20 protein-coding genes and 1 pseudogene are annotated in these 24353 nt (G+C 40.5%); 2 read left to right on the forward strand and 19 right to left on the reverse strand.

The window, feature by feature from the left end; all coding sequences use genetic code 11:
• Positions 1-40: 40 nt before the first annotated feature.
• The gene (locus tag AC4CVF_RS14665; RefSeq protein WP_419359191.1) at positions 41-802 is read right to left on the reverse strand and encodes a ferredoxin--NADP reductase; all 762 of its coding nucleotides are present in this window, start codon (positions 800-802) and stop codon (positions 41-43) included.
• 82 nt (positions 803-884) lie between these two features.
• On the opposite strand from AC4CVF_RS14665, the gene gigC reads away from it, so the two are divergent.
• Entirely contained in the window at positions 885-1766 is an 882-nt protein-coding gene (gene gigC / locus AC4CVF_RS14670) for a LysR family transcriptional regulator GigC (RefSeq protein ID WP_336952945.1), read from the forward strand.
• 48 nt (positions 1767-1814) lie between these two features.
• On the opposite strand, the pseudogene AC4CVF_RS14675 reads toward gigC, so the two are convergent.
• From AC4CVF_RS14675 to AC4CVF_RS14750, 16 genes and pseudogenes are all read right to left on the reverse strand, one after another.
• Positions 1815-2555, reverse strand: a pseudogene (locus AC4CVF_RS14675) (excalibur calcium-binding domain-containing protein).
• A 57-nt stretch (positions 2556-2612) separates the two neighbouring features.
• A complete protein-coding gene (locus AC4CVF_RS14680; protein WP_490789643.1) occupies positions 2613-3686 on the reverse strand; it encodes a hypothetical protein in 1074 nt (357 codons plus the stop codon).
• Positions 3687-3747: 61 nt separating this feature from the next.
• Positions 3748-4383, reverse strand: a complete 636-nt coding sequence (gene upp / locus AC4CVF_RS14685; protein ID WP_004722821.1) for a uracil phosphoribosyltransferase — start codon at positions 4381-4383, stop codon at positions 3748-3750.
• Positions 4384-4504: 121 nt separating this feature from the next.
• The gene (nuoN, locus tag AC4CVF_RS14690; protein ID WP_336952948.1) at positions 4505-6061 is read right to left on the reverse strand and encodes an NADH-quinone oxidoreductase subunit NuoN; all 1557 of its coding nucleotides are present in this window, start codon (positions 6059-6061) and stop codon (positions 4505-4507) included.
• Positions 6062-6063: 2 nt separating this feature from the next.
• Positions 6064-7668: an NADH-quinone oxidoreductase subunit M gene (gene nuoM, locus AC4CVF_RS14695; RefSeq protein WP_490789931.1), complete on the reverse strand. Its 1605-nt coding sequence runs from the start codon at positions 7666-7668 to the stop codon at positions 6064-6066.
• Positions 7669-7675: 7 nt separating this feature from the next.
• Positions 7676-9565: an NADH-quinone oxidoreductase subunit L gene (gene nuoL, locus AC4CVF_RS14700; protein WP_336952950.1), complete on the reverse strand. Its 1890-nt coding sequence runs from the start codon at positions 9563-9565 to the stop codon at positions 7676-7678.
• Positions 9562-9870, reverse strand: a complete 309-nt coding sequence (gene nuoK / locus AC4CVF_RS14705; protein WP_004722831.1) for an NADH-quinone oxidoreductase subunit NuoK — start codon at positions 9868-9870, stop codon at positions 9562-9564. The genes nuoL and nuoK overlap by 4 nt, the downstream gene beginning before the upstream one ends.
• Entirely contained in the window at positions 9870-10388 is a 519-nt protein-coding gene (nuoJ, locus tag AC4CVF_RS14710) for an NADH-quinone oxidoreductase subunit J (protein ID WP_336952992.1), read from the reverse strand. Before nuoJ ends, nuoK begins: the two co-directional genes overlap by 1 nt.
• Entirely contained in the window at positions 10388-10930 is a 543-nt protein-coding gene (gene nuoI, locus AC4CVF_RS14715; protein ID WP_004722835.1) for an NADH-quinone oxidoreductase subunit NuoI, read from the reverse strand. The genes nuoJ and nuoI overlap by 1 nt, the downstream gene beginning before the upstream one ends.
• Before the next feature lie 18 nt (positions 10931-10948).
• Complete coding sequence (nuoH, locus tag AC4CVF_RS14720) at positions 10949-11962, reverse strand: NADH-quinone oxidoreductase subunit NuoH (RefSeq protein WP_336952951.1); 1014 nt, start codon at positions 11960-11962, stop codon at positions 10949-10951.
• A 2-nt stretch (positions 11963-11964) separates the two neighbouring features.
• Positions 11965-14649 carry an NADH-quinone oxidoreductase subunit NuoG gene (gene nuoG, locus AC4CVF_RS14725; RefSeq protein WP_490789644.1) on the reverse strand — a complete coding sequence of 895 codons (2685 nt, stop codon included), beginning with the start codon at positions 14647-14649 and terminating at the stop codon, positions 11965-11967.
• 11 nt (positions 14650-14660) lie between these two features.
• Positions 14661-15992, reverse strand: a complete 1332-nt coding sequence (gene nuoF, locus AC4CVF_RS14730; RefSeq protein ID WP_004722838.1) for an NADH-quinone oxidoreductase subunit NuoF — start codon at positions 15990-15992, stop codon at positions 14661-14663.
• Positions 15989-16498: an NADH-quinone oxidoreductase subunit NuoE gene (gene nuoE / locus AC4CVF_RS14735; RefSeq protein WP_004722839.1), complete on the reverse strand. Its 510-nt coding sequence runs from the start codon at positions 16496-16498 to the stop codon at positions 15989-15991. Before nuoE ends, nuoF begins: the two co-directional genes overlap by 4 nt.
• A 14-nt stretch (positions 16499-16512) precedes the next feature.
• Positions 16513-18300, reverse strand: coding sequence for an NADH-quinone oxidoreductase subunit C/D (gene nuoC / locus AC4CVF_RS14740; RefSeq protein WP_336952953.1), 1788 nt, complete (start codon positions 18298-18300; stop codon positions 16513-16515).
• A gap of 86 nt (positions 18301-18386) precedes the next feature.
• Entirely contained in the window at positions 18387-19064 is a 678-nt protein-coding gene (locus AC4CVF_RS14745; protein ID WP_004722842.1) for a NuoB/complex I 20 kDa subunit family protein, read from the reverse strand.
• Between the two features lie 7 nt (positions 19065-19071).
• The gene (locus tag AC4CVF_RS14750) at positions 19072-19620 is read right to left on the reverse strand and encodes an NADH-quinone oxidoreductase subunit A (RefSeq protein ID WP_004722844.1); all 549 of its coding nucleotides are present in this window, start codon (positions 19618-19620) and stop codon (positions 19072-19074) included.
• Positions 19621-20508: 888 nt separating this feature from the next.
• Between AC4CVF_RS14750 and AC4CVF_RS14755 the strand changes: the two genes are divergently transcribed.
• Positions 20509-20859 carry a hypothetical protein gene (locus AC4CVF_RS14755; RefSeq protein ID WP_336952954.1) on the forward strand — a complete coding sequence of 117 codons (351 nt, stop codon included), beginning with the start codon at positions 20509-20511 and terminating at the stop codon, positions 20857-20859.
• Between the two features lie 664 nt (positions 20860-21523).
• Here AC4CVF_RS14755 and bfmS read toward each other — a convergent pair.
• Together bfmS and bfmR are read right to left on the reverse strand one after the other, a co-directional pair.
• A complete protein-coding gene (gene bfmS, locus AC4CVF_RS14760; protein WP_336952955.1) occupies positions 21524-23152 on the reverse strand; it encodes a sensor histidine kinase BfmS in 1629 nt (542 codons plus the stop codon).
• A gap of 64 nt (positions 23153-23216) precedes the next feature.
• Positions 23217-23930, reverse strand: a complete 714-nt coding sequence (gene bfmR / locus AC4CVF_RS14765; RefSeq protein WP_004722855.1) for a response regulator transcription factor BfmR — start codon at positions 23928-23930, stop codon at positions 23217-23219.
• Between the last annotated feature and the right edge of the window lie 423 nt (positions 23931-24353).

A 24353-nucleotide genomic window follows, 5' to 3' on the forward strand; every position in this document is an offset into this window, starting at 1 on the left:
TCGAAAACGATTGATAAAATTGCTGATGCCGACAAGTGATTTACCAATAATTCTCTACAGCAATATTACCTTCACCCCGACGATTCATCGTTAAACCACGGGATTTTAATGCGGCTTTGGTGTCATCCACCATTTGTGGGTTTCCACATAGCATGACATGAGTGGTATCTGCATTGAATTTTAAATCAGCGGCTTTTTCCAATTCACCATTTTCAATCAAAATTGGTAAGCGATCATGCAAGGTGGCATTGGGATCACGCGTAACAATCGGGATAAATTTAAAACCTGTATGTCCCTCCCCAAAAAGCTGGGCAATCTCTTGGATCCGATCGACATAAGCCAATTCAGATTCAGTTCTTACGCTATACACCAAGTTGATTTTTTCGTACTTTGACCAAGTTTCAAAATCTTGTAGCATCGAAATAAAAGGCGCTAAACCTGTGCCCGTTGCCAACAACCACAAATCTTTAGGCAACGGCAATTGATAACGTGCTAAAGTTAAGAATCCATAGGGGATTTTTTCCAAATAAAGCTCATCACCGACTTGTAAATGCTGTAAATTGGAGGTAAATGCACCATCAGGAACAACGATTGAAAAAAATTCGAGTGTTTCATCAAACGGGGATGAAACCACGGAATATGCCCTTACCACCAATTCATCACCCACTTTTAAACCAATGCGAGCAAATTGCCCAGCGGTAAACTTAAAATGAGCAGGTCGAGTCATGGTGAAACTGAAAAGTGTATTGGTCCAACGCTGAACAGACAAAACCTTTTCTATGCTAAATTTTTCAATTGACATGATTTCTTCGTGGCATGAAACATAGTCCTCATGGTAGCATGACTATATAATCTATGAATATTAAAATGTTAAGGCTCTACTTATGCGAATGACTTTACGCCAGTTGGCGGTTTTTGTTGCTGTCGCTCAAGAAGGCACCGTGACTAAAGCAAGTGATGCGGTTCGGTTGACTCAAAGTGCGGCAAGTATGGCTTTGGCAGATTTAGAAGATGGGCTGGGAGCCCCCCTTTTCGATCGTCTTGGTAAGCGCTTACAGCTCAATGATCTTGGTCGCTTCTTACTTCCCCAAGCTTTAGAAATTTTAGGCCGCTGTGAAGCTTTTGAACAAGCAGCCAAAGGCGAATTACAAAGTATTGATTTACGCATTGGTGCAACACTGACTATCAGTGATTATTTAATGCCCGACTTAATGGCAAACTTTTTACAAGTTCAACCTCAAGCACATTTGCAACTCCAAGTTGGCAATACCCGCCAAATGATTGAAGCCGTCAACCAATTCCAACTGGATTTAGCATTGATTGAAGGTTCATGCTTCTTACCACAACTTCAATGTATTCACTGGCGAGATGACGAACTTGCGGTATGTTGTTCACCTAATCATCCACTTGCAAATTTACATCGTGAATTAAAACAGTCTGACTTTCAACATGTTGAATGGATTTTGCGTGAAGAAGGTTCTGGCACACGTGAAGTTTTTGACAATGCCATTCTAAAAGACCTAGAAGATGCCAATATCCGCTTAACTTTGGGTCATAATGAAGCGATTTTAAAAATTGTCGCAGGTGGTTTAGGAATGTCATGTATTTCTAAATTAGCCATTCAGCCTTTGCTGGACAAAGGGCAATTGGTAATTTTAAAGACTCCTTTTTGGCAACTTGCACGTCCTTTGTACATGCTTGTACATCGTCAAAAGTACCAAGGTCCTGGTTTAAGAGCCTTCTTAAAATTCTGTGAACACGGATAAAACTAAAGCTCCTCTTGGAGCTTTTATATAATTTTTAGCTTAATAAAGTTATTTACCAAATTGTCTTTCGCATGGCTTACCATCATGATCGCCATCCATTTGCGTATTAGGACAATTTTTAATAAAAAATACAGCTTCATCATAGGATGTCATTTGACTGCAATGTGTCCGCCCATCACATTAATAAGGCGATTTTACCATTGATGATGTCTCTACAGTTGCGTTAGATTGCACTGTTACCTGAGCATGTTCAGTCCTTACTAAGTTATGATCACCATTTATTAAAGCATTTTGCGATTTTTCACTAAACTTTACTGGTTTGACATAACCAATTTCTTTGCGTTGTTGCTCAATAATTTGTTGCTGCTGGTGTTCTAACAAGGTAAGTTTATTATGCTGTTCATCCTGATAGGTTTGGTATTGATTCCATGTCGCAAAACTAAAATAAACGAAGCCAAAAACAATCACTAAAATTACCACAGACATAAAACCAAATTTCTGTCCTTCACTTTTACTTCGTCTTAATATATTTTTTTGCTTATCAATATTGATGTTTTTATTTTTTAATTCATTACTCATCGCTACATCCAAACGAATCATTTGATGTGCTTTTAATGTTCCTTGCTCATTGATAATTACATACTTTATAGTTTCCCCTTTTTTCGGTTGACCACCTAGTTTTGGAAAATCAGCGATGTAGAATACGACAGATTGCGCTGAATTATGATCCAATAAAAGTCCGTAACCTTTATCATGATGATATTCAATGATTTGCCCCAAATAAAACATAAAACTTCTCTTTTAAAATAAGTTTGAACCACAATAAATTCAACTCGTTTCAGATGTTTAGTGTGAGTATGCCTTGCGTTTTTGCTGTTTAATCTTGTCCTTTTGTTGTTGTTGATATTGTTGAAATCTCATTTCAGTTTCGATTTTGTACTGCCTATAACGATCTTTTGCATACATTACAGAACTTACCCCAATGAATATCACTACAGCAACGGTCACCACCCAAGGATTCAATGCTAGACGTTTTTCAAGTCTAATTTTCTTTATAGGCTGTTTGCGTTTTGAGTATAAAAATTTAACTTTTAACTTTTGAATTAAACTTTGGATCGCATTTAAACGCATATTTTTTTCAAGCAACTGCTGATTCATTTGCCTATCAAAATATAAATCTTGTTCTTTAAAACATTGCCCCTCTACCAACATCTCTACAGGCTTAACCAACTCTTGTTTCTTAGAGTCCCCCGCAATTTCAATATTTTGATACGCCTCTCCCAAATCAGAAAGCATAACCTCACAAATTCCTTCAGTGGTTTTAATGTTATTAACTGTATGAATTTCGTCTTCGGATTCAGTATTTTGGATAACTTTAATAGAAAGGTCAACTTGTGTTTGCGCTACAGGCTCAATTTGATTGTTTTGGTATAAATTTATGCTACCTTCTTCTATCATAGGATTACTAATTAGAGTTTGTATGGGCTCGACAAAGATTACTTGTTGCTCCTCTACAACTAAGTCAATAGCTGGAATAGCTTCTACTGAAACCAATTGCTCTGTTTGAGTTTGTGTTTTGATATTAGCTAAATCGTTATCAGCTACCAACCTTCTCTTTTTAAGCGCTTTTCGAATAGTTCTAATTTGTTCATAGCCATTTTCTGAATGGAGACGCGTATTAGGTAACTTATTTTGATCGTTCTCATAATTTTTATAATCAAACCGCACAATAAATTTAGCTAAGGTTGCACCATATTGTTCTAAAACAACACACTTAATCCGCTCGCCAATTTGAGGAAGAATGGATTGATTTGAAAAATCTTCTAATTTAAAAACAACTTGTTGATGATTATCATTTAATTCAATTAGACCTTGCCCTAAATCATTATCGAAAAAGGTTACTGTCCCTTTTCTGAACATTTTTTATTCTCTTATAATTAAAAAAGGAGGCCCCTATAGCCTCCTTTGATCATACTAAATTTTAATCTTTTTGCACACTGCCAAAAATTTTATCACCAGCATCTCCTAGACCTGGCACGATATATCCCTGTTCATTTAAACCTTGATCAATTGAAGCAGTAAAAATCGTCACATCTGGGTGAGCTGCTTCCACACGTTTAATGCCTTCAGGTGCTGCAACTAACACCATAACACGGATATCTTTACAACCACTTGCTTTCAACACGTCAATCGCAGCAACCAAAGATGAACCAGTTGCCAACATCGGGTCAATAATCATAGCTAAACGATTTTGTACATCTGGAACCAATTTTTTATAATAAGTACGTGCTTCCAAGGTTTCTTCATCCCGTTCTAAACCGAGAACTGAAACTTTTGCACTTGGAATAAGATTTAAAAAACCTTCTAACATGCCAATACCAGCACGTAAAATCGGCACTACAGTGATTTTTTTACCCGCAATTCTGTCCACTGTGACTTTACCGTTCCAACCATCAATTTCGTGATCACACACAGGTAAATCTTTGGTTGCTTCATAAGTTAAAAGCATAGTTACTTCTTGAGCAAGTTCACGGAAATTCTTAGTACTAATGTCAGCACGGCGTAATAAACCTAATTTATGACGAATAAGTGGATGACGAATTTCTTGAATAGACACGGGAGGACACCTAAAAGGATAAAAGTAAATTTCCATTATTATAAATGTTTTTTATATCTGAGATAAGAAAAGCCCTCAATGAATGAGGGCTTTTTTTGTTAATAGCAGGGTTTTATTGCGATTAGTGTTGCTGGCTCATCAAGAAATGTAAAGGAGATAAAATTTCTGATTTCAACGCCAAGCTGATGATTGGATCTGGATAAACACCAATGATCAATACCAAAGCAGCAGCACCGAGCACCATAAGACCACCCACTTTTTGTCCCCAGTGATCAACAGCATCAATACGAGGATTATCTGGTGGCGTCATATACATCACGATCATCACACGTAAGTAGTAATACAAACCAATACCACTACCCACCACTACCATAGCAGCCAAGAACCAATGTTCTGTGGTTACAGCAGCAATCACCACCATAAACTTACCAATGAAACCAGCGGTTAATGGAATCCCTGCAAGAGAAAGCATCATCACTGTTAATGTCGCAGTCAGTACTGGACGACGCCAGAATAAACCACGGTAATCCGCAAGAGACTCAGCTTCATCAACATTGTTATATGGGCTCGACATTAACGCGACAGCACCAAAAGCACCAATCGTAGTTAAGGTATAAGTCACCACATAGACGCTTACGCTGCCTAAACTTGCATAACCTAAACTAATCAAAGCAATCAATAAATAACCAAAATGGGCGATTGATGAATAACCTAAAATTCGTTTTAAGTTGACTTGGCGTAATGCAAGAAAGTTCCCGACTAAAATCGAAAGCACAGCGATCACTGTTAATACAGTCACGATAGACGGTACAAGAATGAAACCTGAACTTAAAATAAAGCGTACTAATAAACCAATCGTTGCGACTTTAGCAACAGTTGCAAGATAAGTAGCGATTGGCGCAGGCGCACCTTGATAAACATCTGGTGTCCATTTATGAAATGGCGCCAATGATAATTTAAACGCAATCGCAATCACGATTAATCCTGAACCCAACAAAATCATTGGTTGAGCAAGGAAACCTTTTAACTGTTCAATAAAGTCAGCCAAAGATGCAATTTGTTGCACTTGTGCTAACTGATTTCCATACAAACCTGGGAAGTCAGTAAATGACAATGTACCTGTATAAGCATAAACGTATGCCATACCCATCAACAAAATTGCTGAAGCGGTTGCAGAAAGTACCAAATACTTTACGCCAGCTTCTAGCGATTTTCCACGCTGATGCGTATATGCCAATAAGCCATACACAGGAATTGACAAAAGCTCCAAACTAATAAAGAACGACGCATAGTGAGAACTTGCCACCATTAACATTGCCCCTGTTACAGAGATCAACATCAAGATATAAAGCTCTTCACGATTATCTTTATAAGTTTCAATATAAGCGTGAGATAACGTACAGCATGCGAGTGCAGCAACTACTGCAATAAATTGATAAAACAATGTAAATGGATCAACCACAAACATGTTCATCACATTTGATGGTGCAAATGAACCACCAAACATCATGAATAAAATATCAATTGCAGCAAGGTTTAAACCCACCACCGATGCAGTCGCAATCAAATTATGATTACGCTTGATCGAGGTTAGGATCATCACCACTACAGCGGTTAAAGCAACAATAAAAACTGGTGCTAAAGGCATGAGACCCGAAAATGACATAGTGAAGTTCATGACTATTGGATCTCCACATTTTGTTGAGATACGACTTGTTGTGCCGCATCAACAACTTCTTGAACTGGAATATAGCTATTTGATAACCACGCCATACTTGAGTGAGAAATATCAAGGAAGCTTTGTGGATATACACCTAACCATAATAAGCCAAATGCACAGATCAATAGAATTACTGTTTCACGTACATTCAAGTCTTTTAATGGACTTTCATAATGCTTTTTCTGTTCTTCATTTGGCGTACCAAATAAAGCTTTGTGGATCAGAATCAAGCCATAAAGACCAGCAAAGACCAAGCTAATAGCAGCAATAATGGTAAATGTTGGGAATTTAGCGAATGAACCCATCAAGATCAGGAATTCGCCAATAAAGTTACCTAAACCTGGAATGCCCACAAGTGCAGAGACAAAGAACATCAAGAAGAATGGTAAATACTGGAATTGACCACGAATACCACCCATCAAACGTAAGTCACGGGTATGTAAGCGTTCATACACTTGACCACACATAATGAACAATGCAGCAGATGACAAGCCATGTGCCAACATCATGATCATTAAGCCTTGGAATGTCAGAATATTACCGGCATAAAGTGCAAGTAATACGAAACCCATATGCGAAATAGAAGTATAAGCAAGCAGGCGTTTCATATCTGTTTGCTGGAAAGCACACCAAGCGCCGTAGAAAATACCAATCAAACCTAAAATAATCGCAATATCGGCAAATTGTGCAGATGCTGCTGGGAAGAATGGCAATACAAAGCGCAATAAACCGTACGCAGCAGTTTTAATCAAGATCCCCGCTAAGTCTACAGAACCTGCTGTAGGTGCTTGTGCATGGGCATCTGGTAACCAACCGTGTAATGGGAATACTGGCAACTTGACTGCAAAACCAATAAATAAACAGATCATCAACGCATAGGCAATATGTGGTGCCTGAGCATCTAAAGTATTTGCAACAGCAAGTAAGTAGTTATAGTCGAAGCTAATCGTACCTGACATCTGAGAACCATAGACCACTAAGCCTAAGATACCGATGAGCATGATTAAGCCAGCGACTTGGGTGTAGATAAAGAACTTGGTTGCAGCATAAACACGTGATTTACCGTCTGCGCCTTTATGACCCCAAAGTGCGATCAAGAAGTAGATAGGGACCAGCATCATCTCCCAGAAGAAGAAGAACAAGAACATATCAATTGCAAGGAAAACCCCGATTACCCCACCCAAAGACCATAAAAGGTTTAAATGGAAGAAGCCGACATTCTTTTGAATTTCACCCCATGAACAGCCCACTGCAAGTACACCCAGTAATGCAGTCAAGCCCACCATCAGCAATGAAAGACCATCTACAGCCAAATGAATGTTAATACCGAGTGATTTAATCCAAGGTAAATAAAATTCTGCTGCCCAAGTTGGAGCCTTCGCCCCCAACTCATAGCTAAAGCCACCTTGTTTCCACAAAATCAGTGTTAAGCCCAATGTAACGAGCATACCGACTAATGCGATATAACGTGGCAAATGTTTATCAAGTTTATCGACCAACCAACACACGAAACCTGCAATAAAAGGTACAAGAATCAGTGCGGGTAAAATCCAATTGTTTGTGATTTCCATCTTATTTCCCCACTACCTGAATCACGATCAAGATCATCAGCAATACCACCACACCGAGTGACATACTTGATGCATATTCACGTAATGAACCTGTTTGACGGGTACTTGTAAATTTATTTCCACTATTTACGATTGCAGGTAATAACAGCCATAAACCATCAACTGGGTCACGACCTAAAATTTTCGCAATGAGTAAATAAGGTTGAACAAAAACAAGGTTGTATAAAGAATCGAAACCAAATGCATTACGGCAGATATTTGCAAGTCCAGCACCAAATGAAGTGGCTGCAAAACCTTGCACCGCTTTATAAGCGAAAGCAAATAACACCACACCTACAGCTAAACCGACCAATGCGATACCGACTGCAAGGTGTTCTGCACCATGCATCCCTTCTTCAATCGCTTGAGAAACTTCAAATGCTGGGATATGTGCTGCATTTAAAATGTTCATCACTGGCGCTTTTAAGAAGTAAGCCAAACCTGTTGAAAGAACAGCCAAGATACCTAAAGGCGCCCAATACGTTGCACCTTTGATTTCGTGATAATGTGTTTTTTCTTCACCAAAGAATACAACCCAAATTAAACGGAATGTATAAATCGAAGTTAAGAATGCACCCGCAACACCCACCCAATACAATGAGTTATACAATGCCACAGATTGACCTTGCGCCCAAACAGCACCCAAGATTGCATCTTTAGAGAAGAAGCCGATCGTAATAAATGGAATTGCAGCAAGTGCACCACCACCAATCGCGAAGCAAGCAAATAAGAATTTGTTTTTGTAGAACAAGCCACCCATTTTAAAGATGTTTTGTTCATGATGGTAAGCCAAGATCACTGCACCCGAAGACAAGAACAATAATGCCTTAAAGAATGCATGTGCAAGCATATGGAACAGACCTGCTTGATACGCTTCTGCACCCACAGCCATAAACATATAACCGAGCTGACTCATGGTAGAGTAAGCCAGAATACGTTTGATATCTGTTTGAACCAAAGCCGCAAAGCCAGCAACCAACAATGTTACAGCACCTGTAATCGAAATGAACTGCATCACTTCTGGTGTCATTTCAAATACAGAGAACATACGGCAACATAAGTAGATACCAGCGGTAACCATTGTTGCAGCATGGATCAATGCAGATACTGGTGTCGGACCAGCCATTGCATCTGCCAACCATGTTTGTAATGGGATTTGCGCAGATTTACCAGCTGCACCCAAGAACAACATCAATGACGTGATCAATGCCAAGTTATGATCAAGTGCCAGAACTTGTGAAGCATTGGCAACAATCGTGCCGATGTGTAAAGTACCAAATTGTTGGTAAAGCAAGAACAATGCGATCAGTAAGAATACATCACCAACACGCGTTACTGTAAATGCTTTAATTGCCGCAAAACCATTTGCAGGGTTTTGGTAGTAATAACCAATCAACAGGTAAGAACACAGACCTACGCCTTCCCAACCTAAGAATAACAACGCTAAGTTGTCACCCAATACAAGCACCAACATGCTTGCAACGAATAAGTTGAAGTATGAGAAGAAACGTGCGAAGTCTTCTTCACCACGCATGTACCAAGTTGCAAAGATGTGAATCAGGAAACCTACACCTGTCACCATGCCCATCATTAATAATGACAAGCCGTCAAGATGCAAACTTACACCCGGTGCAAAACCGCCTACATTGAACCAAGTCCATAAATGCTGTGCTTGCGCAACTGAACCCTGCTTAACAAAGTCCATGCCTGCAATCAATGCAAATAAAGCAGAAAGGCCAACAGAACCCGCACCAATAATTGCTGCTACATTTTCAGGAAGTTTATTACGTCCTGCCGCTAAAAGTGCAAAGCCAATCAGCGGAAATAAAATCGTTAAATATAAATAACTCATCCGCGCATCTCACTAGCAGCATCTACATCCAGATGATGGAAGCGATGATAGAACTGGAGGACGATCGCTAGACCGATACAAGCCTCTGCCGCAGCAAGTGTGAGGATCAAAATAAACATAATTTGACCATCAGGTTGTGCCCATGCACTTCCTGCCACAACGAATGCCAATGCTGCTGCATTCATCATGATCTCAAGGCTCATTAACATAAATAATAGGTTGCGTCGCACCATTACACCGTAAAAACCCAGTGCAAAAAGGATAGTTGCGACGATCAAACCATGTTCTAAAGGAATGTTGCCCATTACTGTTTATCCTCTGCTGCACTCGGTTCACGTTTGCCTAAGTGGAATGCTGCAACCAATGCTGCAAGCAATAACATTGCGGCAACTTCAACCAATAATAAATAGTGGGTAAAGAGTGCTTGACCAATTGCTTTAGGTCCAATCACTTGAGTTCCAAGTACTGCACCAGATTGCGTGTAGTCTGAACCTAATACCCAAACCAAACATAAGCCGATTAAGAAGCTCATGAGTGCTGGATAAGCCCAAGCATCTGAAGTCAACCATTTACGCTCTTGATCAACTGTATGTTGACCAAGGTTGAGCATCATTACTACGAATACGAACAACACCATGATCGCACCCGCATAAACAATCACTTCAAGTGCAGCTGCAAATGGTGCACCAATGATTAAGAAGATCCCTGCAACAGCAAGTAAAGAAACGATCAAACTTAATAAAGCATGTACTGGATTGGTGTTGGTCACAACACGAATCGTCGAAACAATGGCCACAAGAGCCATTAAATAAAATGGCCACATCATGGTAATAAGCTCCGTACATCTACAGGCGCACTTTCACGTTGCGCTTGACCTTTTTCTTTACCATCAATTGCCATACCACTTACACGGTAGAAATTGTAGTCTGGGTATTTACCTGGTCCTGAAATGAGTAAGTTTTCTTTCTCATAAACAAGATCCTGACGGACATATTCGCCTAACTCAAAATCTGGTGTTAACTGAATGGCAGTTGTTGGACATGCTTCTTCACACATACCGCAGAAAATGCAGCGTGAGAAGTTAATGCGGAAAAATTCTGGATACCAACGTCCATCATCTTTTTCAGCTTTCTGCAATGAAATACAACCAACAGGACATGCAACCGCACATAAGTTACACGCAACACAACGCTCTTCACCGTCTGGGTCACGTGTTAATACGATACGACCACGATAGCGTGGAGGTACGATTTGTTCGGCTGGCACTTCTGGATATAAAATCGTATCGCGTTTGCGTGTGACATGGCTAAACACCATCCACAACGAACGAACAATTGATCCTACGCCAGCTAGAATTTTATACATTTTGTACTCCCTGCTGTCCTAGGCCTGATTCATCAGAATCACAGCACCAGTCACCAAAAGGTTGACCAATGCAAGTGGTAAACACACTTTCCAACCAAAATTCATAACTTGGTCATAACGTGGACGCATTAAAGAACCACGTGCCAAGACAAACATCATTACAAAGAATGCTGTTTTCGCAATGAACCAGAACGCATCTGGAATGAATGGAATATTTAAATTAAATGGTGCTAACCAACCGCCAAAGAATAAAGTCACGATCAGTGCAGAAATTAGAATGATGTTGACGTATTCAGCAACGAAGAACATCCCCCATTTCATACCACCATATTCGACATGGTAACCTTCTGCCAATTCTTGTTCAGCTTCTGGTTGGTCAAATGGATGACGATGCGTTACCGCAACCCCAGCAACCACGAAGATCATGAAACCAATGAATTGTGGAATCACAAACCATACATCACGTTGTGCTTCTACGATTTCACGCAAGTTAAATGAACCCGCAATTGCCACCACACCCATCAATGAAATCCCTAAAAAGACTTCATAAGAAATGGTTTGTGCTGCTGAACGTAGACCACCTAATAGTGCATATTTGTTGTTGGATGCCCAACCACCAAATAACACCGCATATACTGCAATACCTGCCATTGCCATAAAAAACAATAGACCGATACTCATGTCTGAAACACCTAAGTAAGGTGAAACAGGAATAACCATGAATGACAGTACTGCAGTCGCCATTGCTACTGCTGGTGCTAAACGGAAGGTTAACTTATCTACAAACTTTGGTGTCCAGTCTTCTTTGAACATGATTTTCAACATGTCAGCAACGATCTGGAACATCCCGCCAGGACCAACACGGTTTGGTCCATAACGGTCTTGCCATAAACCCAGCAAACGACGCTCAATAAATGACATCAAAGCGGCCAGTAAAACCACAACCAACAAAATTACGATGGCTTGAATCACTGAATAAGCGATTGGCCAGTCTTGTGCCCATGTCGGTAGTGCGCGTAAAGATTCATTCATGATTACACTCCTACCGTTACAGATACAGGTTCAGCAAGTGAAACTGTTGGTGCTTGGCCGACTGGATAACCGATATAACCTGTTGGTAAATATTCAATTACATGCACAGGAAGACTAATCGTCGTTTCGCCTGCTTTAACTGTCAGTTGTTGACCATCTTGAACATTTAAACGTGCTGCATCTTGCTCGCCCACGGCAAAAGTCGCTTCTGGAATACGCGATTCCATCACCGGCGTTTTAATCGTAAATTCACCTGAAGCGAAAATATGATGCATTGGAACTAGACGGAAACTCTCTGGATTTGCCACAACCGCAGTTGGCGCCACATAGCTACGTGCAGGACGTTTTACTAAGCGATCAAATAAACGGACGCCTGAATCACCACCTTTAAGGTGACCACCCACTTCATCCTGGTATTTATTCCAAGCTTGTGGTGAGTTCCAACCCGGTGCCCATGCAAATGGAACCAATGACGATGCATTTTGCGGTCCAACATAACCTTCCATAGAGAATGTTAATGCGGAATCGACATCGACAGGTTGTTTCGGTTCATGTACGTTTAATGGTGCACGCATTGCAGTACGACCTGAATAACGACGTGGTTCACGAGCAATTTTCAAGCCATGAACACGGTAACCCGCATCAGGTGCAACATCTTGAATTGCTTCAAGAACTGGAACATTTTTGACCACAGACTCAATTACATCATCAAGCAATGTCCATGAGATCGCTTTACCTTTCACACCCGTTTCAATGGCATGTAACCAGCGCCAAGATTCTTTGATGGCATATTCTGGTTTGTAATAGCTTGGGTCAAAAACTTGATAGAAGCGTTGCGCACGACCTTCTTGGCTGACCACTGTCCCATCGCCTTCTGCAAAGCTTGCAGCAGACAAGACGACATCAGCCGCTTTTACGGTTTCAGTTTCAGAGTGATCAAGCACAATCACGCTTTGCGCTTTGTCTAGAGCAGCCTGAACTTGTACAGCAGGTAAACGGCGGAACAAATCATTTTCAACGATAATGATTGACTCATAATCTTGAGCAAATGCTTGTTCTAGGCTTAAACCACCAAACAAAGCCATACCCATTGAGTTCACTTCTGGAACTGTCAAGGTTAAGCCTGCATTTCCACCTAGGTTTTGTGCAACTTGTGCAGCAGCTTCCATGATGGCAGCATCTTGTAAGCTCGTACCCGAGATGATTAATGGTTTTTTCGCAGCTTTTAACGTATCCGCAATGGTTTGTGCAAATGCTTTAGCATCATCATCTAAACCAAGAATCGCATCACCGTTTACACCCGCAGCAATTGCAAAGCCTAAACGTGCAATATCATTTGGAGAAGCAACAACTTCACCCTCAGCAATATCGGCTAAACGTGTTTGCGTTGCAGCCAAGATATAGATTGGAGAATTTGCATCCTGACCAATACGTTTTACCGGTTCAGCTAACCAATCTTGGGTACGGCGGTCTGCAGCCATTTGTTTGGCTTTATTTTTCGCAGCTTGGCGAACAGACAATGCCATACGTGGTGCAGTTTGTGTTAAGTCTTCACCCAAGATCAAGACTGCATCATAGCTTTCGATTTCACGCATACTCGGGTTGTAAACGCCCTCAGCTTGCATAATCGATGCAGCAAGTTCAACCAAGCTCTGTTCTTTTTGAGAAAGACCTGTTGAATAATTTTCTTGGCCAACCAACTCACGCAACGCGTAGTTTGATTCTAATGATGCACGTGGAGAACCAATACCCAAGACTTTTTTGCCTTGAACATTTTCAATCACTGAATCCAGTGCCACATCAACAGAAACAGTTTTAACTTCTGTTGCAGCACGGAATTGCGGCTGACGTGGACGATCTTCACGGTTCACATAACCCGTACCAAAACGACCTTTATCGCAAAGGAAATATTGGTTAACGTCACCATTGAAACGGTTTTCTACACGACGTAATTCGCCATAACGCTCACCCGGAGAGATGTTACAACCAGAAGAACAGCCTTGGCATACGCTAGGCGCATACTGCATGTCCCACTTACGGTTATAACGTGCCGAATGAGTTTTATCAGTAAATACACCTGTTGGGCACACTTCAGTCAAGTTACCAGAGAACTCAGACTCTAAAGTGCCTGATTCTGGACGACCGAAGTAGACACGTGATGCATTGGCATAAACACCAAAGTCTGTACCACCGGCATAATCGTTGTAGTAACGAACACAACGGTAACATGCGATACAACGGTTCATCTCATGTGCAATGAAAGAACCCAACTCTTGGTTGTGATGCGTACGTTTGGTAAAACGATAACGACGACGATCATGTTGCGTCATTACTGTCATATCTTGTAAATGACAGTGACCACCCTCTTCACAGACTGGACAGTCGTGTGGGTGGTTGGTCATTAAGAATTCCACAATCGATTCACGGAAATCTTTTGCTTCTTTGTCTTCAATCGAAATAAAGGTATTGTCAGATGCAGGAGTCATACATGACATTACTAAGCGACCACGAGTATCTTCTGGATTCGCATATTGAGTAACAGCACATTGACGGCAAGAACCGACAGAACCTAAAGCTGGATGCCAACAAAAATATGGGATGTCGATGCCAAGACTCAAACATGCTTGTAGCAAGTTTTCCGAGCCATTGACTTCATACGATTTTCCATCGACATGAATTGTAGCCATAGTCGAATTCCTTAAACTTGTTCTACGTGGCTGGCTTGGGCTACAGGACGATCTGTCACTTTAGCTTCAAACTCGCTACGGAAATATTTGAGTGCACCCATCAATGGTTCCATCGCACCTGGCGCGTGAGCACAGAATGTTTTACCAATCCACAATTTGCGAGTCAGTTCTTGAAGATGTTGAATGTCTTCCATCTTCCCTTCACCTTTCTCAATTGCGACAAGTGCTTTGACCGCCCAAGGTAAACCATCACGGCATGGCGTACAGAATCCACATGACTCACGTGCAAAGAATTCTTCTAAGTTACGCGTTGCAGAAACCATACACTGGGTTTCATCAACGACCATTAACAAACATGTACCTAGACGAGAACCAGCTTTCATAATGCTTTCTGAATCCATTGGAAGATCAATGTGTTCAGCAGCCAAGAAGTCAGTCGATGCCCCACCCGGTAACCATGCTTTCAGTTTAAGACCATCGCGCATACCGCCAGCATAGTCTTCAATCACTTCACGTGCAGTCGTACCAAACGGTAATTCCCAAAGACCAGGGAAAGTCACTTTACCTGATGCACCATAAATTTTAGTGCCTGGATCTTTAGATTTACCCGCAGACAAACCGATATACCACTCAGGCCCACGCAACATAATTGCTGGTAAGTTGTTATAGGTTTCTACGTTGTTTACGATAGTCGGACGGCCCCATGCACCTGCAACTTGTGGGAATGGCGGCTTAGTACGTGGGTTTGCACGACGACCTTCGAGTGAGTTAATCAATGCAGTTTCTTCACCACAGATATAACGACCCGCGCCGGTATGCACATGCAGGTCAAAATTCCAACCTGTGCCTAAGATGTTGTCACCCAAATAACCTTTAGCACGCACTTGTTCTAAAGCTTCATTTAAGTATTGTGCAGCTTCAATGTATTCACCGCGAATGAAGATATAACCCTGAGTCGCTTCGAGGGTATAACCTGCAATCAACATCCCTTCGATCAATTGATGTGGAAGTTTTTCCATCAATAAACGGTCTTTGAATGTTCCCGGTTCCATTTCATCGGCATTACAGATTAGGTAACGAGGACCACCATCATTGGGTGCCATCAATGACCATTTAATCCCTGCTGGGAAACCTGCACCACCACGACCTTTTACAGTCGCTGCTTTAATGACTTCAAGAACGTCTTTAGGTGGCATAGAAAGCGCTTTTTTAAAGCCTGCATAGCCTTCTAAAGCTTCATAGTCATCAGCACTACGAACAAATTCCTGTTTACTCAAACGCCATGTTAATGGGTGAGTTTCAGGGTTTCCTTCGCCATAAATTGGTCTTGGTTCGGTATTCATACATACTTCTCCAATAACTGTTTCACAGAAGTCACTTCAACCAAACCGTGTGTATCTTCATCAATCATCAGGGTTGGACCTTTGTCACAGTTCCCTAGACAGCAGATCGGCAATAAAGTAAAACGACCATCAGCTGTCGTTTGACCAAATTGGATACCCAGTTCACGTTGGAAAGCTTCTGCTAAAGTTTCCGCACCCATCAAGAAACATGCAATCGAATCACATAATAAAATTACGTGACGACCTACAGGCTGACGGTATATACGGTTATAGAATGTTGCAACACCTTCTAAATCCGCAGTTGTAATTGTCAATAATTGAGCAATTGCATGTAACTGCGCGTCATCCACCCAACCATTACGGCGCTGTACACACTTTAAAGCATCCAAAGACGCTGCGCGTGGGTATGGGTAGTGACCCATGTGATGTTCAATTTCATGGATTTCTTCGCTAGTCAGAATCCCTTCAACATTCACACGTGGCTTTTTATCAGTCAAAATCATCATAATGCGTTTACCCCTTAGCGATCCACGTCAGCCATAACGACGTCAATTGTCGCTAAATAAATGATCAAGTCAGATACAAGACTGCCGTTAATCACGGAAGGAATTTGCTGCAAGTGGGTAAAAGTAGGTGTACGAATACGTGTACGGTAACTCATCGTTGACTTATCTGAAGTCAAGTAATAGTTAGATGCACCTTTCACCACTTCTGCCATTACAGAGGCTTCACCAGCTGGCATTACAGGACCCCATGACACGCTCAAGAAATGCGTAATCAAAGTTTCAATATCTTGTAAAGTCTTATCTTTTGGTGGTGGAACTGCCAATGGATGATCCGCTTTATAAGGACCAGAAGGCATATTATCCAAACACTGTTTGACGATTTTTAATGACTCTTCGATTTCACGATAGTGAACCATCACACGTGCGTAAGCATCGCCTTCATACTCTAACGGCACTTCAAAGTCGTAATTTTCATAACCACTGTATGGACGATATTTACGAACATCAAAATCAATACCTGTCGCGCGTAAACCTGTACCTGTTACACCCCAAGCCAATGCCGATTTAGCATCGTATTGCGCAACATTACGGGTACGCCCCACAAATACTGAGTTTTTCAGCGCAGCAGTATGATATTCCTTCAAACGTTTTGGCATCCATTCGAGAATTTCACGAATCAGTTTTTGCCAGTTGTTTGGAAGGTCATGTGCTGTCCCGCCAATACGGAACCATGCTGGGTGCATACGGAAACCTGTGATCGCTTCAATTGCGTCATAGATTTTTTGACGATCCGCAAACATATAGAATACTGGTGTCATACCACCAGCATCCTGAATCGCAGTACCGATATACAATAAATGGTTATTGATACGGAATAATTCAGACATCATGACACGGATACATTGTGCACGATCAGGAACGGTAATCCCTGCAAGTTGTTCCACACCCATGACATAAGGCATGTTTTGCGCACAACCACCTAAGTAGTCAACGCGGTCTGTATATGGAATAAATGAATGCCAAGTTTGACGTTCAGCCATCTTTTCCACACCACGGTGGTGATAGCCAATATCAGGCACACAATCTTTCACTTCTTCGCCATCAAGCTGCAAAATCACACGGAATGCACCATGCGCAGATGGATGGTTAGGACCTAAGTTCAAGAACATAAAGTCTTCATCCGCGTTACCGCGTGTTAGACCCCAATCTTCTGGAACGAAACGAAGATGTTCTTGTTCGAAATCTTGTTTAGCCTTGTCTTGCATATACGGTGTATATTCAGTCGCACGTGCAGAATATTCTTTACGCAGTGGATGACCTTCCCAATAGGTTGGCAACAAGATACGACGAAGCATTGGATGCCCTTCGAAATTGATCCCAAACATATCGTAAGCTTCACGCTCGTACCAATTGGCATTTGGCCAAATATTGGTCGCCGTTGGAACGTTAATATCGTTCTCACTCAACGCCACTTTGATACGAATATCACTATTACGTTCTAATGAAAGTAAGTGATAGAACACTGTGAAATCAGATGCAGGTAAACCATCACGGTTGTTACGCAAACGTTCATCGACCGCAGATAAGTCAAACAGCATCACATAAGGACGTGGTACTTTACGCAAGTACATTAGAACTTCTTGTACACGTGCGCGCTCAACCCAGACCGTCGGAAAATCTTCAAACGTCGGTTGCACGTAAAAGTTCTCGCCAAATTTGGCTTTGAGATCTTCTACAATTGCAAATGCTGGGCGGGAATCAACTGGAGTCGATTCTGGCATAGCAATTTCAGTTTCAGCCATTGGCTTGGCTTCCTATTTAATACAAATTCTGTCAAATTCCCTGATGACCATATCCATCAGATATGTCAAATATTCATCAGAAAAAATTACTCAATTTCATCCATAGAGCGTAAGTTTTTCACTGCAATACGTTCAGCGTTCTTACGGTCGCGTTCTGGCATCATCTTTGGCTTATACACTGGCTGAAGATCATCACCGATTACCGCAGAGAGCGGACGACGTTCTAATTGAATTTGGTCTTGCAATAACATCAAGGCTTGAATCAATGCTTCTGGACGTGGTGGGCAACCTGGAACGTACACGTCAACAGGAATGATTTTATCCACACCTTGTACAACAGAATAGATGTCGTACATACCACCAGAGTTTGCACAAGCACCCATTGAAATCACCCATTTAGGCTCAAGCATTTGTTCATACAAACGTTGAATTACAGGCGCCATTTTAACAAAGCAAGTCCCTGCAACAATCATCAAATCTGCCTGACGTGGCGAAGCACGAATAACCTCGGCACCAAAGCGCGACAAGTCATGCACACCGGTTAACGTGGTTGCATATTCAACGTAGCAGCAAGATGTACCAAAGTTAAAAGGCCATATTGAGTTTTTACGGCCCCAGTTTACAGCTGTGTGTACCACATCCTCTAAGCGAGTCATGAACACATTTTTATTCACTTCTTCTTCAAGTGGATCAGTCACAATTTGACGATCTTGAAGCGGATATTGTTCAGCTTCTGGATTCGCACGGGTTAAAGTATATTTCATTCCCGAGTTACTCCTTGTTCAGAGACATGGTCGGTGTTTTATCTTTCACACGACCAGAAGATTGAGCTGGAATAGTTCCTGTAGGATCCATCACCAACTCTTCAATTGAATTGAAGCGAGTAATTTCTGCAAGGTCCATATTTGGTGAACCAATTTTAGGTTTAATCCCTGCGATTTTACGTTTATCTGAAGGTGACCAGTTCAATGCACCTGTAGATAATTCATAAATCAAACCAACGAGTAAAACTAAAATAAATACAGCTGCAGCTGAAAACCCAACCCAACCTACTTCACGTACAGATGTCGCCCATGCATATAAATAGAGGGCTTCCAAATCGAATACAACAAAGAAGATTGCAACAAGGTAGAACTTCGCAGACAAGCGGATACGTGCACCACCAGCACTAACCACACCTGATTCAAATTGCTCTTGCTTCGCACGTCCCCATGATTTACCCCCAAGGAGCAAAGGAACGGTGAGCATAAAGACACATAAAAATGTCACGCCGATCACGAAGGCAATGATTGCCCAATCGTATGGAGTAATGGCACTCATGCGGGGATAACTCCTGGCAGGCCTATTATTTAACAAAGAATGTATGTATTGGCCTTGCAAATACACCAAACACAAAATAAATCTGGTCAATTGTACCCGATTGATGTCATCTGTTGCTAGTTAATAGCTCTAAGTCTTTCGGATGATTTTTTAGACAAAAACCATATTTTTTCCTGATTCACAGCGATACAGCGCTGACTTATCGTTTTATCAAATTTCTATCCCTATTCTTATTAGTTTTTCCGAAGTTTATTTTTTAATCATGAATTAAAAATGACAAATCAGTAGCTTAATCCGATTCAGCCCAAGTAAAAGCCATGATTTATGCATGTATTTCTGCGATTTAATTGGCTAATTTCTACAAATATAAGGATTTACCATCTAAAATATTTTGTTACATTCTATGTGGTAAAATAGTCACATTAGATCAATCAAGTGATAAAAATTATCTTATTGTGATAATTTTTAAATATTACAAAGTTATTTATAATTTTTTATACTTCACTATTATCAAAACCAACTTATTTCAATGAAATAACCCGCTTTAAACCATCCAACGCCAAATGCTCAATGCCTACTTTTGACCTACCTTGTGCCCTCTTATGATTTTCTGATTTGAATTTTCAAAACAGCCAGCACTGTCAATCATGTCATTTTTCGCATATACAACAAACCCAAGTTCTCCAAAACTAAAGCCATTTGAAAGGTGAATAACTTATCGTCGCTTAAATCAGTAAATTGTATATTTAACACCCAATTACAGAAAAAGGTGTTCGTTGTCGCAAACTTAGACGAATTGTCTACAGAGCCTATACACATTGAACCACTTTTATGTATATGCTATTCAATATGAACAACTTTAAATCAAAAATTTAGGGGTAAAACAAGATGGAATTCAGCAGCAAGCCAAACTATTTTTTATTTGCACAATTACTGATTCGTCATATTGAAAATTATGTCAAAAAACACGTTGATGCACAAAATGCCATTTTTGATCTAAGAGATGTGTATGAGCTTTTCCGCCAAGATCTTGCCGCAACCACGACAAATCTAGAAGGGATTTTAAATATCGCGGATGAATATCGTATTGACACCATTCAAGGTGATCAAAAAATCATTAGCAGTTATAAAATTGACGCTGAACAAAACAGCTTATTGATTGATTTTAATCATGATGCATTACAAGCATTGCGAGACAGCAAGCCAATCATTGCGCCTGATGCAACGCTTCAACAATAGGATCTAGACTGAGCAACAGCCAGACATAAAAAACCACCGAAAATTTTCGGTGGTTTTTTTATTGAGTTTAACAATAGATTTTTTATATAGTCAGCCTGTCAAAAAACTCAAGCACTAGAATAGAATTTCTATTAATTAATATTTTTAAATAAATCAATTACATAAAAAATTGTTTGATTGTAAAAAAGCTTGCAATACCTCATATTACATTCAAAGTTTAAATACCTTTGCGTAGGGGATGCCAAACCTTACGCCGCAAACAAAGCAGTGCTTTGTTTTTGCTCATAAGCAAGGGGTTCGTCCTATACCCCCGTATTCCTCGGCACAAGGAGAGACATCCATGTCGCCACACGATAGAACAACCCTCTATGATTCAAAAGTACAGCAAACCAATTGATAACCAATAGTTTCTAAAAGTATATACAAAAACATAAGCTTCATTTCTGATCAATCAGCCGATAAAAATCACTGGTATAAATAATTAGTTGGTTTAACTATAAATCAAAAATAATTATAGGAAATTAAATCATATTGAAAGCCCCTCCCTTCCTCTGAATAAAGGAAAGGATGAAAGTGGTTTTATCTTAAATGATGGCTTTAAAGATGACTGATAAAATAAATCGAATGGATCTTAATCATATATTTTAATAGCATGATTTAACGTCTAAACTTTTTTCTTTTTAAAGCGCTCTACCGGCCAAGACATGGTAAATCTTGCACCACCCAAATCTGAGCTTTGATCGACTTCAATCGTCCCACCAAACCAATACGCAATACGACTCACAATTGAAAGTCCTAAACCATAACCACCTGAAGCACGGGTACGGCTATCATCTAAACGTGCAAATGCTTCAAATACACGTTTACGGTCTTCCTCTGGAATCCCAGGGCCATCATCTTCCACACAGACATAAGCCATACTAGTCTGGTGATTAACACCACCACTGATATTGACCTGATGATCACAATAACGTATCGCATTCCCCACCAAGTTTTGTACAACTCGATGTAAATAACGACGTTCTGCATCGACAATCACATCAGATGAAAGTGGGTTGAGGTGGATAATCTTTTGGGTTTTTAATGCTTCTGTTTCTACTGCAACCTGCTTTAATACATCAATCAATACAATTTTTTCAAAATCTAAAGAAGGTGTACCTTGCTCTAATTTCGCATAAGTCATGATTTCATCAATCAGTGTATTTAACGCTTCGATGTCTTTATCAATCATCTCGACCTGTTGCAAACGATACTCATGGTCATCTTCGTCTGCCAGCATTTCCATACCAAAACGGATTCGCGCTACAGGTGTACGTAACTCATGCGATACGGCACGCATTAACTCACGCTGTGCTTCAATCAAACGCTGTATATGATCAGACATGCTGTTATAACTGGTGGCCAGACTTGCCATCTCGTCATAACCTTCAACAGGTACACGTTGCGACATATCCCCTGTTCTCATCACATCCAAGGCTTCATTCACCTGTTTCAACTTGCGTTGCATTGGCACAATCAAGCCATAAACCCCCAAACACAGCAAGAACATACTCAACAATGTTATTCCAGCAGCCAATTTAACAGGCATCCAGTTAAACATTGGAACAGGTCCCAGCACCAAGACATCTGTAGGCGAATTTGGCAATGGAGAAACAATCGAAATGGTTGTACCACGTACAGTTGCACTGTCACGCCATAAAATTACACTTTGATCTGATCTTAAACGTCCAATTTGCTCTGAATCGAGATTGAGCTGAGAAATCTTTTCAACACCTACATGATAGGAAAAATGTTGTTGAATTTTTTTAAGATATTCTTGTTCTTGACCGGGATAATAAACCAAATAATCCAGAATGAACACAGGAAGCGCCTTCATTTGGCGTTCGCCGATTTGGTCGACTTTGATATATAAATAATGCTTTGGATCGTTTCTGATCCCTAAAACTAGATAAGCAATCCCTTGTTCTGCATCATAACGCACCACCGCTTTTTGATTTTCTATGCGTTTTTCTTCAGTACGAGATAAATCAACCTTTCTTGCTTCGAGATAATAAATGGGAAGCTCTAACAAATCAGAAGCATCTGAAATCCAATCTAGACGCTGCTGCTCAGTTTGCTGACGTGCCACACCCTCACTAATCACAAATGAAATTCCATCTGTGAGAGACTCACGATATTCCTGCGCACGTTGATAATTAATTATTTGGACAAGTAAATATCCAAACAAGGCAACCAACACAACAAGAATGACTAATCCTGCATAGATGCGCAAAAATATACTGTGTTTAGACACGCAAACTAACCTTCTTTATGCTTGTCCGGTGATGGACAAGCATCTTGGATGACCGACCCATCGTTTATAGACCAGTCTCTTTAACAAACAAATAACCTTTACTACGTACAGTTTTAATACGTTTCGGGTTTTCAGGATCATCACCAATTTTTGGACGAATACGTGAAATACGTACGTCAATCGAACGGTCTTGACCATCATATTCAATACCACGGAGACGTTCAAAGATGTCTTCACGCGATAAGATACGGCCTGCATTGGATGCCAACAACCAAAGTAAATCATATTCAGCACTGGTGAAGTCAACCAACTCACCATTGAGTGTCACTGAACGACCGCCATTGTCGATCACAAGATCGTCAAATTCAATACGTTGTGCAACTTCATCTTCAGGCGCTTTATCTGTACGACGTAATAGCGCACGGATACGCGCAAGCAGTACACGCGGTTGAACAGGTTTTGCAACGTAGTCATCTGCACCCATTTCTAGACCAAGAACTTGGTCCATATCTTCGGTACGTGCAGTCAACATCAAAATCGGTTGATGATAATGTGGACGAACTTCACGACAAACGGTTAAACCATCTGCACCCGGCAACATCACATCCAATACAACCAAGTCTGGTTGTTCAGCAATAATGCGGCGAATCGCACGGTTACCATCTGGTTCTACCCCAACTTCTAATCCATTACGAATTAAGTATTCCTGAGTTAAGCGAGCTAGGCGCTCGTCATCTTCAACAATCAGAATCTTTGGTAACTTTTCTTCTTGGCTCATCTATTTGCCCCTATATTTGATTTTGGAGTCTGCTACAAAGCTCGCAGATTCAACACACTATGTTTTGCAATATACACACGTTTACAATGTAAACAAGACCTCATTCACCAAACTGATACATGAGCGTATCAATTTGTTATATTTTTATTAACTATTGAATTGTAGGCAGTTTTATAAACTCAATACACATCATTTTTAAATTTCTCTAAGACAATCAATAGCTGGACTAATTTTTATACAAAATATTTCATTGTTCATATTCTGTCTCATCAGTTTATCGTTTTTTTAGTTATCCACACACTTATCTATAAGCACTCTACTGAGTCTTTGCTATGCTATGTGCTTGTCTCATAAGGCATATAACAAAAATGACACTTTGAGGCAAAAAGATGCAAATAAAAATTTACTTTTCACGGATAAAAT

This window comes from Acinetobacter sp. LipI_19 (assembly GCF_058242925.1).